Here is a 14,687-nt window from a genome sequence, read left to right on the forward strand (position 1 = left end):
GCGGCGGGGTCAGCCCTTCCTGTCGAGGGGACGTCCCAGCAACCGCGCGAATTCTGCCTCGATCTCCTCCACGGAGAAGGGATTCTGGCTCGCGGCAGTCACCTTCTTGGGAGCGGGCGGAGGCGGCGGGGCCGGAAGGAACACGTCCGGTTCGGTGGTCGCCGGTTCGCTCCGTGCGGGCTCGCTCGACACGGCATCGGCGAAGACCGGTTCGGCAGGCGTCGGGTTTGCAGCTGTCAGCTTGTCCTTCGCAGGAATCACGGGCGACTCGTCCGGGGCGATCTCCACGGGCGTGGCCATGGCGGCCGCCATCGGGTCGATCGGCTGGTCCGCCTTTGCCTTCTCCGCGGCAACGGGTTCGGGACGCGGTTCGGGCTTCGCCGCCGCCGCTTTCGGCTCGGCGGGGGGCACGGGGGGCGCCTTTGGCGGTGTCGACGGGACGGCCTGCGTGGACGGGGAGATCGCGGCCGATGGCCGGCGCAGGGCCTCTTCGAGCTGCCGCGCCATGTCGGACAGGATGGCCGCGTCCACGGGGCGGGAACTCGTCGGCCGCGCCAGGGTCGGCGGAACGACGGGAGCCGCCTCCGCGACGGGCGCGGGTTTCACCGGAGGTTGTGGCCGCACCGCCTTCTCCGGGGCCTTCTCCGGGGCCTTCTCCGGGGCCTTCTCCGGGCTCGGCGCCTCGATCACGGCGGGCGCCACCGGTGCGGGTGGGGCTTCCGGCGCCTTGACTGGCTTCTGCGCTTCGACGGCAGGGACGATCGGTTCGGCGACCACGTCCGGCGCGGTGAGCGCCGGACGTGGCAGGTCCGGAGCTTCGGGCTTCAGGTTGGCCAACGGCGGCGGGTTCCGCCGCGCCGCCTTCGCCGCAATCAGATCCGCCTTGGTGAAGCGGGGAGCGGGCTTCGACTCGGCGAGGCCCTCGCCAGGGGGCTCGGCGGGCGCGTTGACGATCGCGGCCGGTTCCGGAATCGGCGCCCTGGGCTCGTGGAAGACGGGAGGCTGCATGACCGGCGGCGCGGGCGGATCGGCGGGCCGCGCCGGCTCGAAGACCGGCTCTTCGGGGAGCGGCTCCGCCCGGGCCGACTCGTCGAGCGGGAGCCGGGCTCCCGCGCCCCGGTGGATGTTGCGCTCCACGATGACGTCGTTGGGACCGCCGACGAGGAGCAGATGCTCGACATTGTCCCGGCGCAGCAGGATCAGCTGCCGCTGCCGGTCGAGTTCGTAGATGTCGACGATGCCGAGACGGGGCTGACGGCCGCGCGGACCGGATTTCGACAGGGCCATGCCCCTGCCGGAGAACCGCCGGAAGATCAGGACGATGGCGGCCAGAACGGCGAAAATGACGGCGAATATGATCAGGAACTGGAGCGGGAAGGAGCCGTCCGAATTAAAGAACGCTGACAAGATCGGGCTCTTTCGGGTTTCGGGCCGGAGGCCCTACGCAGCACAGGTTGTCCTGATATCACGGTCGCAGCGGCGGAAGGCAATAACGTTAAGAGTTCGTTAACAGGCAACTTCCGCGCCGAGCATCCGCTGCTGACAGACAGGCTCTTAACCGGACGTTAACCATGGAGGCGGCAGATTTTGCCCATCGCTCCGGGGTCGTCCGGCGGCGCCGAGGGGCTCCGAGCACCGTGTCCGTCACCGATCTTCCCATTCTCTCCATGCTTCGCACGCGGATGCAGTGGCATCAGACGCGCCAGAAGCTTCTCGCCGAGAACGTCGCCAACGCCGATCTGCCGGGTTTCAAGCCGCGCGATCTCGCGAGCCCCAGCTTCGGCGGCGGGACCGGCGATCTCGCCCAGCCCTCCGGATCCACGGGTGGCAATTCGGGCCTCGCCGTCACCAGCCCGGCTCACATCGCCCTCAACGGCGGCCCCGAAGGCCCGGGCGCGGAGCCGCGCCGGTTCAACGGGTTCGAGATCAGGCCGAGCGGGAACGGGGTCAATCTCGAGGAGGAGATGATGAAGGCGGGTGACAACCAGGCCGATTATCAGCTCGCCGCGACGATGTACCAGAAGAGCCTCGACAAACTGAAGATCGCCATCGGCAAGCGCTGATCGTACCGCCCCCCCTGAGCTTGCGGAGTACGCGCCGTGGAATTCCTGAAATCCCTGACCATCGCGGCATCCGGCCTCAAGGCCCAGTCGGGCCGGATGCGGATCATCGCCGAGAACATCGCCAATGCGGATTCGGCCCCGAGCGGGGTCGGCGCCGAGCCCTACCGGCGCAAGATCCCCACCTTCACCCAGCATATCGACCGCGAGACCGGCGCGTCGATGATCGAGGCCGGGCGGGTGAGACGGGATAACTCGCCGTTCCGCACCAAGTACGATCCGGGAAATCCCAGCGCCGATGCGCGCGGCGAGGTGCGGATGCCCAACGTCAACGGGCTGATCGAGAACATGGACATGCGCGAGGCCCAGCGCTCCTACGAGGCCAATCTGAACATGGTCACCGCGACCCGCAAGATGATCAACGCCACCCTCGCCATCCTCAAGGCCTGACGCTCTTCCTCTCCCGAAAGTCCGCCGCCATGCCGACCAACGCCTTCGCCGCAGGAGCCTACGCCGCCGTCCAGAACATCGGCGGGATGAAGGGCGGCACGCCCAGAATCGCCCCGACCTCGGGGGCGGATGGCGGGTTCACCTCGCTGCTCACCTCGGCCATGGACAAGATCGGCGAGAGCGGCGCGAAAGCCGATGCCCAGGCCCTGTCGGTGGCGGGCGGCAAGGCCAACGTCGTCGACGTGGTGACCGCCGTCGCCGAGAGCGAGACCGCCCTGCAGACCCTGGTCGCCGTCCGCGACCGCGTGATCTCCGCCTATGAGGAAATCATGCGGATGCAGATCTAGCGCGAGAATCCCCTCAGCTCACCGGGCGACTGGATCCACCCGTTTTTCCTTTCAGGTAAATCGCGTCCCTCTCCCCCTTGTGGGGAGAGGTCAGGAGTGGGGGTGGCTCCGCCAGCCTCCGCAGCATCAAGGTCACCCGACCACCCCCACCTCCAACTCCTCCCCACAAGGGGGAGGAGGGCCGCGCAACCCGCGAAATGTGCGAATCCAGTAGCCTCAGTGGGGAGGGGGATGCGCACCAGACGCTGCCATTCCACCCACAACGAGACATCAGTCCATGACCGGCCTTGCCATCCTCGACGTCTCCCGGGACGGAATCTTCGTCTTCCTCAAGGTCGCGGGGCCGCTGATGATCGTCGCCCTCGTGGTCGGCCTCATCGTGTCGCTGCTCCAGGCGCTGACGCAGATCCAGGAACAGACGCTCATCTACGTGCCCAAGATCGTCGCCGTCTTCGCGGCGCTCCTGTTCATGCTGCCCTTCATGGGCGACGCGCTCGCCGGCTACATGACCCGCATCGCCGCCCGCATCGTATCGGGCGGATGACGCGCCGGGCCGGGCGCTGCTATGCAGGATCATGAACCTGCTCCTGCCCGGCATCGCGGCGGCCTACCTGCTCACCTTCGCGCGCATCGGCACGCTGATGATGCTGCTGCCGGGGCTCGGCGAACAATCCGTCTCGCCGCGCATCCGTCTCGCCTTCGCGCTCCTCGTCTCGCTGATCCTGTTCCCGATGGTGCGCCCGCTGCTGCCGATGCAGGGCGCGGCCCTAGCGGCCCCCGGATTGATATCGCTCCTCATCGGCGAATTGCTGATCGGGCTCGTCCTGGGCCTCACCGTCCGCATGGTGCTGGCCGCCTTGCAGACCACGGGCGTCATCGTCTCGCAGCAGCTCGGCCTGTCCTACGCGATGACCGTGGACCCGACGCAGGGCGGCCAGCAGGCGGCGCTCGGCAACTTCCTGATGATGCTGGGCATCACCCTCATCCTGGCCACCGACCTGCACCATGTGGCGCTCGACGCCATCGGCCGGAGCTACGTGATGCTGCCGCCCGACGGCGTTCTGGCCATGGGCGAGGCGGCCCAGCTGGCGCTCCGGGCCATGGCGCGCGGCTTCCTCCTGGCGGTCCAGATCTCGGCGCCGTTCATCGCCTTCGGTATCCTGTTCAATGTCGGCCTCGGCGTGCTCTCGCGCCTAATGCCGCAGATGCAGGTGTTCTTCATCGCGGTGCCGGCCTCCGTGCTCATCGGCATGCTGATCCTGTTCGGCAGCCTCGGCATCATGATGAGCGTCTTCCTCGACGATATCGGCCGCTACCTCGGCGAGTTGACCGGGCGATGAAGGCGGTGTCGAACGGTCCGACGATGCGCCGGACAGGGGAGCGCTGAGCCGTGTCCGACGACAGCGACCAGGAAGACAAGACAGAAGAGCCGACTCAACGGCGCATCGAAAAGGCGATCGAGCAGGGCAACGTCGCCAACAGCATCGAGGTCAACACCTTCTTCATCCTGGCAGCCTTCACGATGGCGCTGCTGCTGGCATCGGGAACGATCGCCAAGGATCTCGTGGTGAGCCTGCGCGCCTTCCTGATGAACGCGCATCAGGTCCCCTCCGACCCCACCGCCTATACCGAGATGGGGATGCGGATGCTGCTCATCTGCGCCCAGGCGCTCGTGATTCCGGTCAGCCTCGTGGTCATCGCAGGCCTCGCCGGCGGTCTCGTCCAGCACCCGCTTGTCTTCTCCACCGATGCCCTGATGCCGAAATTCGATCGGATCTCGCCGATGGCGGGCATCAAGCGCATCTTCGGCGTCGAGGCACTGGTCCAGTTCCTCAAGGGGCTCGCCAAGCTGATGCTGGTGGGGGTCGTCGCGAGCACCATCCTGTGGAACGAGCGCGACCGGCTCGAAGTCTTCGCCCGGCTCGATCCGGCGGCGATGCTGCCCGCGATCCTCGGCATCGCCCTCAAGCTTCTCGGCGGCATGCTCGCCATCTTCGTGGTCATCGCCATGGGCGACGCCCTGTACCAGCGCTTCCGCTGGCGCTCGAAGCTGCGCATGACCAAGGAGGAGATGAAGCAGGAGCACAAGGAGAGCGAGGGCAATCCGGAGGTGAAGGGCCGGATGAGGCAGATCCGCGCCTCGCGGGGCAACAAGCGCATGATGGCCGACGTCCCCACCGCCACGGTCATCGTCACCAACCCCACCCACTACGCCGTCGCCCTGCGCTACGAGGCGGGCATGGCGGCGCCGATCTGCGTCGCCAAGGGCGTCGATTCCCTGGCATTGCGCATCCGCGCCGTCGCCAAGGAGCACGATGTGCCGATCATGGAGAACCCGCCGCTGGCGCGGGCGCTCCATGCGACGGTGGAGATCGATTCCGAGATTCCCGCCGAGCATTATCGCGCCGTGGCCGAGGTGATCGGCTTCGTCATGCGGCTGAAGCGCAGGGCGGCGTGAAAGCGCCACGCTTTATGCACCTTTTTTGACGAGACTTGTCCCTAACGTCCGGCGGACACCCTTGCTGCCGACGCGGCCTGGGCGCTAACCGGGATCGCTCGAGGGTGGAATGGCGCCGAGATGGCTGAGGTGAGCGGACCAACGAAACCGGTGTCGAGCGCCATCGACCGGTCGGAAAGGCCTGGGCGGGTCGGGCTGCTCCTCGTCCTGGCCGGACTTCTCGTCGGCGCGGCGGTGGGCCTCTCCTTCGTCGCCAACGAGCAGGCGCAGCCGCTCATCCTGGGGCTTCTCGCCCTGCTCGCCATGGCGGGCGTGTTCTGCCTGTTCGCCCTGGCGATCGGCGCGCTCCAACTCGCGGGCCAGACCGGCCGCGACGACATCACCAAGGCCATCGTCGACGCCTCGCCCGAAGGCGCCATCGTCGTCGAGGATGGCGGCCGCCTGATCTACGCCAACGAGGCCTATCTGCGTATTTCCGGTGGGGAGACCTTTTCCAACCTGCGGCCGGTGGAGCGCGTCTTCGTCGGCTCGCCGGACGTGTCGGAGGCGGTCTACCGCCTCGCCCAGGCGGCCCATGACGGGCGCGGCCATGTGGAGGAGATCCGCATGGCGCCCCCGCCCCAGGGCGAGACCGAGCGCGCCTTCGCCTGGTTCCGCATCGCCGTGCGGGCGGTGGAGCGGCCGAGGCTCCCGGCGACCCTGTGGACGGTCACCGACATCACCCACGAGCGCGAGCGCCAGGAGAACGTCTTCCAGGAGCTCCAGCACGCGATCGATTACCTCGATCATGCGCCGGCCGGCTTCCTCTCCATCGATCCGTCGGGCTCCATCGTCTACATGAACGCGACGCTGGCCTTCTGGCTCGGCTACGACCTCGCCACGGTCGGCTCGGGCGGCCTGCGCCTGCCCGATATCGCGCCCAGCGCCGATGTGCTCACCGCCACCGAGGGACTACCCGGCGAGGTCCGCACGGACCGTTTCGACCTCGACCTGCGGCGCCGCAACGGCCAGCCCCTGCCGACCCGACTCTATCACCGCGTGGCCTTCGGCCAGGACGGCAAGCCCGGGCCGTCGCGCACCTTCGTACTCAACCGCTCGGCCGGGGCCGAGAGCGACGAGCCGCAGCGCGCCGCCGAGGTGCGCCTCGCCCGCTTCCTCAACAACAGCCCCATCGCCATCGCGACCCTCGACCCCACCGGGCGCATCGCGCGCGCCAACGCGTCCTTCGCCAGGCTCTTCGGCGGGACGCCGCGCCAGGCCGTGCCGGACGGGCGCGGCGAACTCGGCACAGAGCCGACCATGTGGGAGGCCCTGGTCGACCGCGACCGGGCCGCCCTCGAGAGCGCCCTGGTGAAGGCCGCCGACGGGACCATCGAGGTGCAACCCATCGAGGTCGCACTGGCGGGGCCGGGGAACCGCTCGGCGCGGGTCTGGCTCAGCCCGGCCGGCGGCGACACCGCGGCTGCGGAGGACGGGTCCTCCCAGCCCGACCGCGAGCGCGTGATCCTCTACGCCCTCGACACCACGGCACAGCGCCAGCTCGAACAGCAGATCGCCCAGACCCAGAAGATGGACACGGTGGGCCAGCTCGCCGGCGGCATCGCGCACGACTTCAACAACGTCCTCCAGGCCATCATCGGCTATTCCGACCTGCTGCTGGCGAGCCACAGGCCCACCGATCCGGCCTTCCAGGACATCATGCAGATCAAGCAGAACGCAAACCGGGCAGCCAGCCTGGTGCGGCAGCTGCTGGCCTTCTCGCGGCGCCAGACCCTGCGCCCGGAGGTGATGAATGTCGGCGAGGCGCTGTCCGACCTGACGCTGCTGCTCAAGCGTCTGCTCGGCGAGCGGGTCGACCTCGACCTCAAGCACGGGCGCGACATCTGGCCGATCAAGGCCGACGTCAACCAGTTCGAGCAGGTGATCGTCAATCTCGCGGTCAATGCCCGCGATGCGATGCCCAATGGCGGGCGCCTGCTCATCCGCACCGCCAACATCCTCGAAGGTCTGGAGAACACCGAGCGCCGGCCAGGCGCACCGGCGGGCGACCACGTCCTGATCGAGGTGCTGGATACCGGCGAGGGCATCCCGCCCGACGTGATGGAGAAGATCTTCGAGCCGTTCTTCACCACGAAGGACATCGGCAAGGGGACGGGCCTCGGCCTCTCCACCGTGTTCGGCATCGTCAAGCAGAGCGGCGGCACCATCGACGTGCAATCGACCGTGGGCAGCGGCACGGCCTTCCGAATCTACCTGCCGCGTCACGAACCGGCCGCCGAGCCCGCCCCCGAGCCCGCCCTCGCATCCGCCGCCCCGCAGAGCAACGCGGAGATCGCCGCCAGCCGGCTCCGGGGAGCACGCGACGTCGAAAAGCCCGGCAGCGGGCAATCCGCCCCGCGCAAACCCTCGCCGGATCATACGGGGCAGGGCGTGATCCTGCTGGTCGAGGACGAGGATCCGGTGCGCGCGGTCAACAGCCGAGCCCTGTCGGCACGGGGCTACACGGTTCTGGAAGCCGCCTCCGGCCTCGACGCCCTGGCCCTCATCAGCGATGTCGACCAGACCATCGACCTCGTCGTCTCCGACGTGGTGATGCCGGAGATGGACGGTCCGACGCTGCTGCGCGAATTGCGCAAGCACCGCCCGGACCTGAAGGTGATCTTCGTCTCCGGCTATGCCGAGGACGCGTTCCGCAAGAACCTCCCCGAGGGCGAGGATTTCAACTTCCTGCCCAAGCCCTTCAGCCTCAAGCAGCTCGTGGAAACGGTGAAGGAGACGATCGCCCGTTAGGGCGACGTTCTCCCACCGAATGATGCGAAATTGGCGCCCGGCACCTTGCGAAAAGAGAACAAACCAAGTACATCATTCGCATCCGAGGCACATTGAGCCTTGAGCTCTCCCCATGCATAAGGATGCCGACGAATGGCCCAGCCCGCGCTGAAAGTTGTGGATTCCCCGATGGTGGACAAGGACAAGGCGAAGGCGATCGATGCCGCGCTGTCCCAGATCGAGCGTGCTTTCGGCAAGGGCTCGATCATGCGGCTCGGCAAGAACGATAAGGTGGCGGAGGTCGAGACCATCTCCACCGGATCGCTCGGCCTCGACATCGCGCTCGGCGTCGGCGGCCTGCCGCGTGGCCGGGTAATCGAGATCTACGGCCCCGAATCCTCGGGCAAGACCACCCTTGCCCTTCACACCATCGCCGAAGCCCAGAAGAAGGGCGGCGTCTGCGCCTTCGTGGACGCGGAGCACGCCCTCGATCCGGTCTATGCGCGCAAGCTCGGCGTCCAGCTCGACGATCTCCTGATCTCGCAGCCCGATACCGGCGAACAGGCCCTGGAAATCACCGACACCCTGGTGCGCTCGGGTGCCATCGACGTGCTCGTTGTCGATTCGGTGGCGGCGCTGACGCCCCGCGCCGAGATCGAGGGCGAGATGGGCGACAGCCAGCCCGGTCTTCAGGCGCGCCTGATGAGCCAGGCCCTGCGCAAGCTCACGGGCTCGATTTCGCGCTCCAAGTGCATGGTCATCTTCATCAACCAGATCCGGATGAAGATCGGCGTCATGTACGGCAGCCCGGAGACGACCACGGGCGGCAACGCGCTCAAGTTCTATGCGTCGGTGCGCCTCGACATCCGCCGCATCTCGACCCTGAAGGACCGTGACGAGGCCATCGGCAACCAAGTCCGCGTCAAGGTGGTCAAGAACAAGGTCGCGCCGCCCTTCAAGCAGGTGGAATTCGACATCATGTTCGGTGAGGGCGTCTCGAAGGTCGGTGAGTTGATCGACCTCGGGGTGAAGGCCGGGATCGTGGAGAAGTCCGGCGCCTGGTTCTCCTATGCGAGCCAGCGCCTCGGCCAGGGCCGCGAGAACTCGAAGGGCTTCCTGCGCGACAACCCGGACATCGCCAACAAGATCGAAGCGGCGATCCGGCAGAATTCCGGCCTGCTCGCAGACAAGATCCTCGAGACGGCCAAGCCCACCGAGGACGATCTGGACGAAGGCGAGGCCTGATCGCCTCGCAGGTCATCGAAGAGGCCGTCGCAGCTCCCTGCGGCGGCCTTTTTTGATGATCGGATCGGTGCAGTATCGATCCGCCCTCCGGCTTGACCTCGACGAGAGCCCGAACGGCTCGCACGCACTACCTTCGCGTGGCCCGCGACGGACTTACGAAGCCACCCTCGAACCGCCATTCCGAGGGGACGCAACGGGCGCCGCGGCCGTTTTGCAGCCCACGTCGTGAAAAAGCGGAACCCACCGCAATCGACCGGGCGTGACTCGACGGTCCGGCCTCCTTATGAGGGCGCAAGCCACGAAGAAGCCTCGGGTCGTCGTCTCGACGGCCCAAAGCGCACGACAGAGTCATTTCACGATGAGCGGCGTCAACGAGATCCGGTCGGCCTTCCTCGACTATTTCGCCAAGGCGGACCACGCCGTGGTGCCGTCGTCGTCCCTCGTCCCCCGCAACGACCCGACCCTGATGTTCACCAATGCGGGGATGGTGCAGTTCAAGAACGTCTTCACCGGCGTCGAGAAGCGGCCCTACAACCGTGCCACCACGGCGCAGAAATGCGTCCGCGCCGGCGGTAAGCACAACGACCTCGACAATGTCGGCTACACGGCCCGCCACCACACCTTCTTCGAGATGCTCGGCAACTTCTCCTTCGGCGATTATTTCAAGCCGCAGGCGATCGAACTGGCCTGGAGCCTGATCACGAAGGAATTCGGCCTGTCGAAGGACCGGCTGCTCGTCACCGTCTATGCGGATGACGACGATGCGGCCGATCTCTGGAAGAAGATCGCGGGTTTTGGCGACGACCGGATCATCCGCATCGGCACCTCCGACAATTTCTGGCAGATGGGCGATACAGGCCCCTGCGGTCCCTGTTCGGAGATCTTCATCGATCAGGGTCCCGGCCTCCAGGGCGGTCCTCCCGGTTCGCCGGACGAGGACGGCGACCGGTTCCTGGAATTCTGGAACCTCGTCTTCATGCAGTACGAGCAGATCGAGCCGGGCAACCGCCTCGCCCTGCCGCGCCCCTCCATAGATACCGGCATGGGGCTGGAGCGCATGGCGGCGATCCTCCAGGGCGTCACCAGCAATTACGACACCGACCTGTTCAAGGCCCTCATCGATGCGGTGAGCCACGCGGTTGGCCGGCCGCCGGAGCCCGGCACCGTCGCTTCCTACCGCGTCATCGCCGATCACCTGCGTTCCGTCTCGTTCCTCATCGCCGACGGCGTGCTGCCGTCGAACGAGGGCCGCGGCTACGTCCTGCGCCGCATCATGCGCCGGGCCATGCGCCACCTCGAACTCCTCGGCTCCCGCGAGCCCGTGATGTTCCGCCTGGTTCCCACCCTGGTCCGCGAGATGGGGCAGGCCTATCCCGAACTGACCCGCGCCGAGAGCCTGATCTCGGAGACCCTGCGCCTGGAGGAGACCCGCTTCCGTCGCACCCTCGAGCGGGGCCTCGCCATCCTCGATTCCGAGAGCCGCACCCTGGTCTCCGGCCAGAACCTGTCCGGCGAGACCGCCTTCACCCTCTACGACACCTACGGCTTCCCCCTCGACCTGACCCAGGACGCCCTGAAGGCCCGCGGCATCGGCGTCGACACCGACGCGTTCGGCCAGGCGATGGAGCGCCAGCGCAAAGCCGCCCGCGCCGCCTGGACCGGCTCGGGCGAGGCCGCCACCGAGACGGTCTGGTACGGCATCAAGGAGCGCGTCGGCGCCACCGAGTTCCTCGGATACGAGACCGAGGGCGCGGAAGGCATCGTCACCGCGCTCCTGCGCGACGGGGCCGAGGTGGAAAGCCTGTCGGCCGGCGAGACCGGCCTCGTATTGCTCAACCAGACCCCGTTCTATGCCGAATCCGGCGGTCAGGTGGGCGATACCGGCCGCCTGTCCGCGTCGGGCTTGACCGCGCGGGTCACCGCCACGGAGAAGAAGCTCGGCGATCTCTTCGTGCATCACGTCACCGTCGACGAGGGGCGGCTGACCCTGGGGCAGGCAGCGGAGCTCACCGTCGATCACGCCCGCAGGTCGGCGATCCGCGCCAACCATTCGGCCACCCATCTTCTGCACGAGGCCCTGCGCCAGGTGCTCGGCGACCATGTGGCCCAGAAGGGCTCGCTGGTCTCGGCCGAGCGCCTGCGCTTCGATTTCAGCCATCCCAAACCCATGGACGAGGCCGAGCTCCGCGCCGTGGAGGACATCGCCAATGCGGTGCTCCTGCAGAACACGCCCGTGGTGACGAAGCTGATGGCCCAGGACGAGGCCGTCGCCTCAGGCGCCCGCGCCCTGTTCGGCGAGAAATACGGCGACGAGGTGCGCGTCGTCTCCATGGGACGCCCGGTCGACGATCGGGGCGAGCTCGCGGAGGAGGGCCGGCTTCCGGCCTTCTCCATCGAACTCTGCGGCGGCACCCATGCGGGCCGCACGGGCGAGATCGGGCAGATCTCGGTGCTCGGCGAGAGTGCGGTCGGCGCCGGCGTGCGCCGCATCGAGGCCCTCACCGCCGGGGCGGCCCGTCGTCACCGCTCCGAGGAGAGCCGCACCCTCGGCCAGATCGCCGGGCTCCTCAAGGTCCAGAGCGCCGATGTCCCCGAGCGGCTGAGTGCGCTCATCGAGGAGCGCCGCCGCCTGGAGCGCGAATTGTCGGACGCCAAGAAGAAGCTCGCCATGGGCGGCTCGTCGGGGAACGACGACGGCATCGTCGAGGTCGGCGGCGTCAAGCTGATGGCCAAGGTCGTCGAGGGCGTCGAGATGCGCGACCTGAAGAGTCTCGCCGATGCCGGCAAGAGCCGCATCGGCTCCGGCATCGTCGCCCTGGTGGGCGTGTCGCCGGACGGCAAGGCCGGCCTCGTCGTCGGCGTCACCGAGGATCTGACCGACCGGTTCGACGCGGTCTCCCTCGTCCGCGCCGGGGCCGGGCATCTCGGCGGCAAGGGCGGCGGCGGACGCCGCGACATGGCCCAGGCCGGTGGCCCGGAGGGAACCGGCGCCCAGGCGGCGATCGACGCCATCGCCCAGGCGCTCTCCGTCAGTTGACGCGCTTCCAAGTCTGGCGCTTGCAGAACACGCTCATCACGCAACCGGCGACCTCGACCACGTTCGGCCCCTTCACCGTGAGACTGCCGGAATAGGTTTTGCCGTCGTTGGGGTTGTAGAGCGAGCCCTCGTAGCCGTCCCCGGACGGGGTCGCCGCGTTCATGATCTGGACGCCGATCAGGCTGCGGGATTGCAGCGAGGCATCCGGGTTCTTGGAATCGAGGCCCTTGCCCGGCACGCTCACCAGGGTGCCGCAATAGCCACCGCCGCAGCGCGCGATCCGAACCTTCGAATCCCCGTTCTCGGTGAGCCAGACCCCGCTCGGGTCGGCCCCCTTCTGGGCGAAGCCCCCTCCCGTCATCGCGATCAGGGCCATGACGGCCACGGCGGATCGCGTTGGCATCGCTGTGAACTTCATCGTCATCCTTCGTCCTCTCGAACGGTTCCGGCGACCGCCGGGGCGGCCCCGCCTCGCGGGAAGCGGGAGTTAGCCCTCCGGCATGGGAGGGGCAAGCGCAGGGTCGAGACCGGCCCGATACGCCACCGCATGCCTTGACAGGGCGCCCCGGCACGCGCCTAGAGACCGCCGAAGTTGAATGGAGAATCGCGATGCGTGTGGTCGAGACACGGATTCCCGCGGTGAAGCGGGTCGTGCCCAATCGCTTCGGCGATGACAGGGGCTGGTTCTCGGAGACCTTCCGGGCCGATGTCCTGGCCGGGGCCGGGATCGCCGACGCCTTCGTGCAGGACAACCAATCCTTCTCCGCCCAGAGCGGGACCGTTCGCGGCCTGCATTTCCAGCTCGCACCGGCGGGCCAGGCCAAGCTCGTGCGCGTCCTGTCGGGCTCCATCCTCGATGTCGCCGTCGACCTGCGGCGCGGATCCGAGACCTATGGACAGCATGTCGCCGTCCGGCTCGACGCCGCCGAGGGCGAACAACTCTACGTCCCGGTGGGCTTCGGCCATGGGTTCTGCACCCTGGAACCCGACACCATGGTCGCCTACAAAGTGTCGGCCTATTACAGCCGCGAGCACGACCGCAATCTGGCATGGAACGATCCGGACTTGGCTATCGACTGGCCGGTCGGCGAGGACGAGGCGGTCTTGTCCGACAAGGACCGCGTGGCACCGTCCTTCGCCGATCTGGGCGCGGTGTTCTGACGTACCGCCCGCCCCCTCGGCGAAGGCACGTCGGAACGACGCGATACCGAACCGCCCATGCGTGACCACCAGGATCTATGAACATGGCCAAATCCCAACGCATTCTGGTCACGGGCGGCTGTGGCTTCATCGGCTCGGCTCTGGTCCTGCACCTCGTCCAGGATCTCGGCCATGAGGTCGCGACCCTCGACGCGCTGACCTATGCGGCCAATCCGATCTCGCTGGCTCCCCTCGATGGCGATCCGCGGCACCGGCTGGTGACCGGCGACATCTGCGATCCCGCCGCCGTACACGCCCTCTACGCCGAGTTCCGGCCTGACGCGGTGATGCATCTCGCCGCCGAGAGCCATGTGGACCGCTCGATCACCGACCCGGGCGCCTTCATCCGCACCAACGTCGTCGGCACGCAGGTGATGCTCGATGGCGCCCGCACCTACTGGGAAAGCCTCGGCGGCGAAGCGAAGGCGGCGTTCCGGTTCCTCCACGTCTCCACCGACGAGGTCTACGGCTCGCTCCCGCCGGACGGGTTCTTCACCGAGGACAGCCGCTATGACCCGCGCTCGCCCTATTCGGCCTCCAAGGCCGCCTCCGACCATCTGGCACGGGCCTGGGGGGAGACCTACGGCCTGCCGGTGCTGGTCACGAACTGCTCCAACAATTACGGCCCCCGGCATTTCCCGGAGAAGCTGATCCCCCTGATGATCCTCAACGCCCTCGAAGGCCGTCCGCTGCCGGTCTATGGCGACGGGCTCAACGAGCGCGACTGGATCCACGTGGAGGACCACGCACGCGGCCTCGTCGCCGTGCTGGAACGTGGATCGCTGGGGGAGACCTACCTTCTCGGCGGCCGCTCGGTGCGCAACAACCTCGCCGTGGTGAAGGCGCTCTGCGCCGCCTTCGACCGGCTGCGGCCGGAGCATGGGCCGCACGAGCGCCTGATCTCCTTCGTGGCCGACCGGCCGGGCCACGACCGGCGCTACGCCATCGATCCCGGCAAGGCCGAGCGGGAGATCGGCTGGACCCCCACCAAATCCTTCGAGGAAGCGCTTGAGGAGACCGTGCGCTGGTATCTCGACAACGAGGCGTGGTGGCGTCCGATCCGCGAGGGCCGCTATACCGGCGAGCGCCTCGGCCTCGGCACGCAAGCGGCGAAGGCTTGA

General features: G+C 67.9%; 13 protein-coding genes. 11 read left to right on the plus strand and 2 right to left on the minus strand.

What is annotated here, in order from left to right; genetic code table 11:
• Nucleotides 1-9 precede the first annotated feature (9 nt).
• Nucleotides 10-1,407 (minus strand): hypothetical protein, encoded by a 1,398-nt coding sequence (locus ASF08_RS09870; RefSeq protein WP_056144355.1) that lies wholly within the window; start codon nt 1,405-1,407, stop codon nt 10-12.
• Nucleotides 1,408-1,637: 230 nt separating this feature from the next.
• On the opposite strand from ASF08_RS09870, the gene flgB reads away from it, so the two are divergent.
• The 9 genes from flgB to alaS all read left to right on the plus strand — a co-directional run bounded on the left by flgB (nt 1,638) and on the right by alaS (nt 12,366).
• Entirely contained in the window at nt 1,638-2,063 is a 426-nt protein-coding gene (flgB, locus tag ASF08_RS09875; RefSeq protein WP_027174273.1) for a flagellar basal body rod protein FlgB, read from the plus strand.
• 36 nt (nt 2,064-2,099) lie between these two features.
• Entirely contained in the window at nt 2,100-2,510 is a 411-nt protein-coding gene (flgC, locus tag ASF08_RS09880; RefSeq protein ID WP_018042710.1) for a flagellar basal body rod protein FlgC, read from the plus strand.
• Nucleotides 2,511-2,539: 29 nt separating this feature from the next.
• Complete coding sequence (fliE, locus tag ASF08_RS09885; RefSeq protein WP_018042711.1) at nt 2,540-2,857, plus strand: flagellar hook-basal body complex protein FliE; 318 nt, start codon at nt 2,540-2,542, stop codon at nt 2,855-2,857.
• Nucleotides 2,858-3,134: 277 nt separating this feature from the next.
• Nucleotides 3,135-3,401: a flagellar biosynthesis protein FliQ gene (fliQ, locus tag ASF08_RS09890; protein WP_018042712.1), complete on the plus strand. Its 267-nt coding sequence runs from the start codon at nt 3,135-3,137 to the stop codon at nt 3,399-3,401.
• 31 nt (nt 3,402-3,432) lie between these two features.
• A complete protein-coding gene (gene fliR / locus ASF08_RS09895; protein WP_018042713.1) occupies nt 3,433-4,197 on the plus strand; it encodes a flagellar biosynthetic protein FliR in 765 nt (254 codons plus the stop codon).
• A 50-nt stretch (nt 4,198-4,247) separates the two neighbouring features.
• On the plus strand, nt 4,248-5,315 hold the full coding sequence (gene flhB, locus ASF08_RS09900) for a flagellar biosynthesis protein FlhB (protein WP_018042714.1): 1,068 nt from the start codon (nt 4,248-4,250) through the stop codon (nt 5,313-5,315).
• Between the two features lie 120 nt (nt 5,316-5,435).
• Nucleotides 5,436-8,105, plus strand: a complete 2,670-nt coding sequence (gene cckA / locus ASF08_RS09905; protein ID WP_056144356.1) for a cell cycle histidine kinase CckA — start codon at nt 5,436-5,438, stop codon at nt 8,103-8,105.
• Nucleotides 8,106-8,237: 132 nt separating this feature from the next.
• On the plus strand, nt 8,238-9,329 hold the full coding sequence (recA, locus tag ASF08_RS09910; protein ID WP_056144359.1) for a recombinase RecA: 1,092 nt from the start codon (nt 8,238-8,240) through the stop codon (nt 9,327-9,329).
• A gap of 358 nt (nt 9,330-9,687) precedes the next feature.
• Complete coding sequence (gene alaS / locus ASF08_RS09915; RefSeq protein WP_056144361.1) at nt 9,688-12,366, plus strand: alanine--tRNA ligase; 2,679 nt, start codon at nt 9,688-9,690, stop codon at nt 12,364-12,366.
• On the opposite strand, the gene ASF08_RS09920 is transcribed toward alaS, so the two are convergent.
• Nucleotides 12,359-12,790 (minus strand): DUF2147 domain-containing protein, encoded by a 432-nt coding sequence (locus ASF08_RS09920; protein ID WP_187273464.1) that lies wholly within the window; start codon nt 12,788-12,790, stop codon nt 12,359-12,361. The two genes, alaS and ASF08_RS09920, sit on opposite strands and share 8 nt — an antisense overlap.
• 185 nt (nt 12,791-12,975) lie before the next feature.
• On the opposite strand from ASF08_RS09920, the gene rfbC reads away from it, so the two are divergent.
• Both rfbC and rfbB read left to right on the plus strand, forming a co-directional pair.
• Nucleotides 12,976-13,527 (plus strand): dTDP-4-dehydrorhamnose 3,5-epimerase, encoded by a 552-nt coding sequence (rfbC, locus tag ASF08_RS09925; RefSeq protein WP_056144364.1) that lies wholly within the window; start codon nt 12,976-12,978, stop codon nt 13,525-13,527.
• Between the two features lie 77 nt (nt 13,528-13,604).
• Entirely contained in the window at nt 13,605-14,687 is a 1,083-nt protein-coding gene (rfbB, locus tag ASF08_RS09930) for a dTDP-glucose 4,6-dehydratase (RefSeq protein ID WP_200931842.1), read from the plus strand.

The organism is Methylobacterium sp. Leaf85, from assembly GCF_001422125.1.
Lineage (GTDB): Bacteria > Pseudomonadota > Alphaproteobacteria > Rhizobiales > Beijerinckiaceae > Methylobacterium > Methylobacterium bullatum.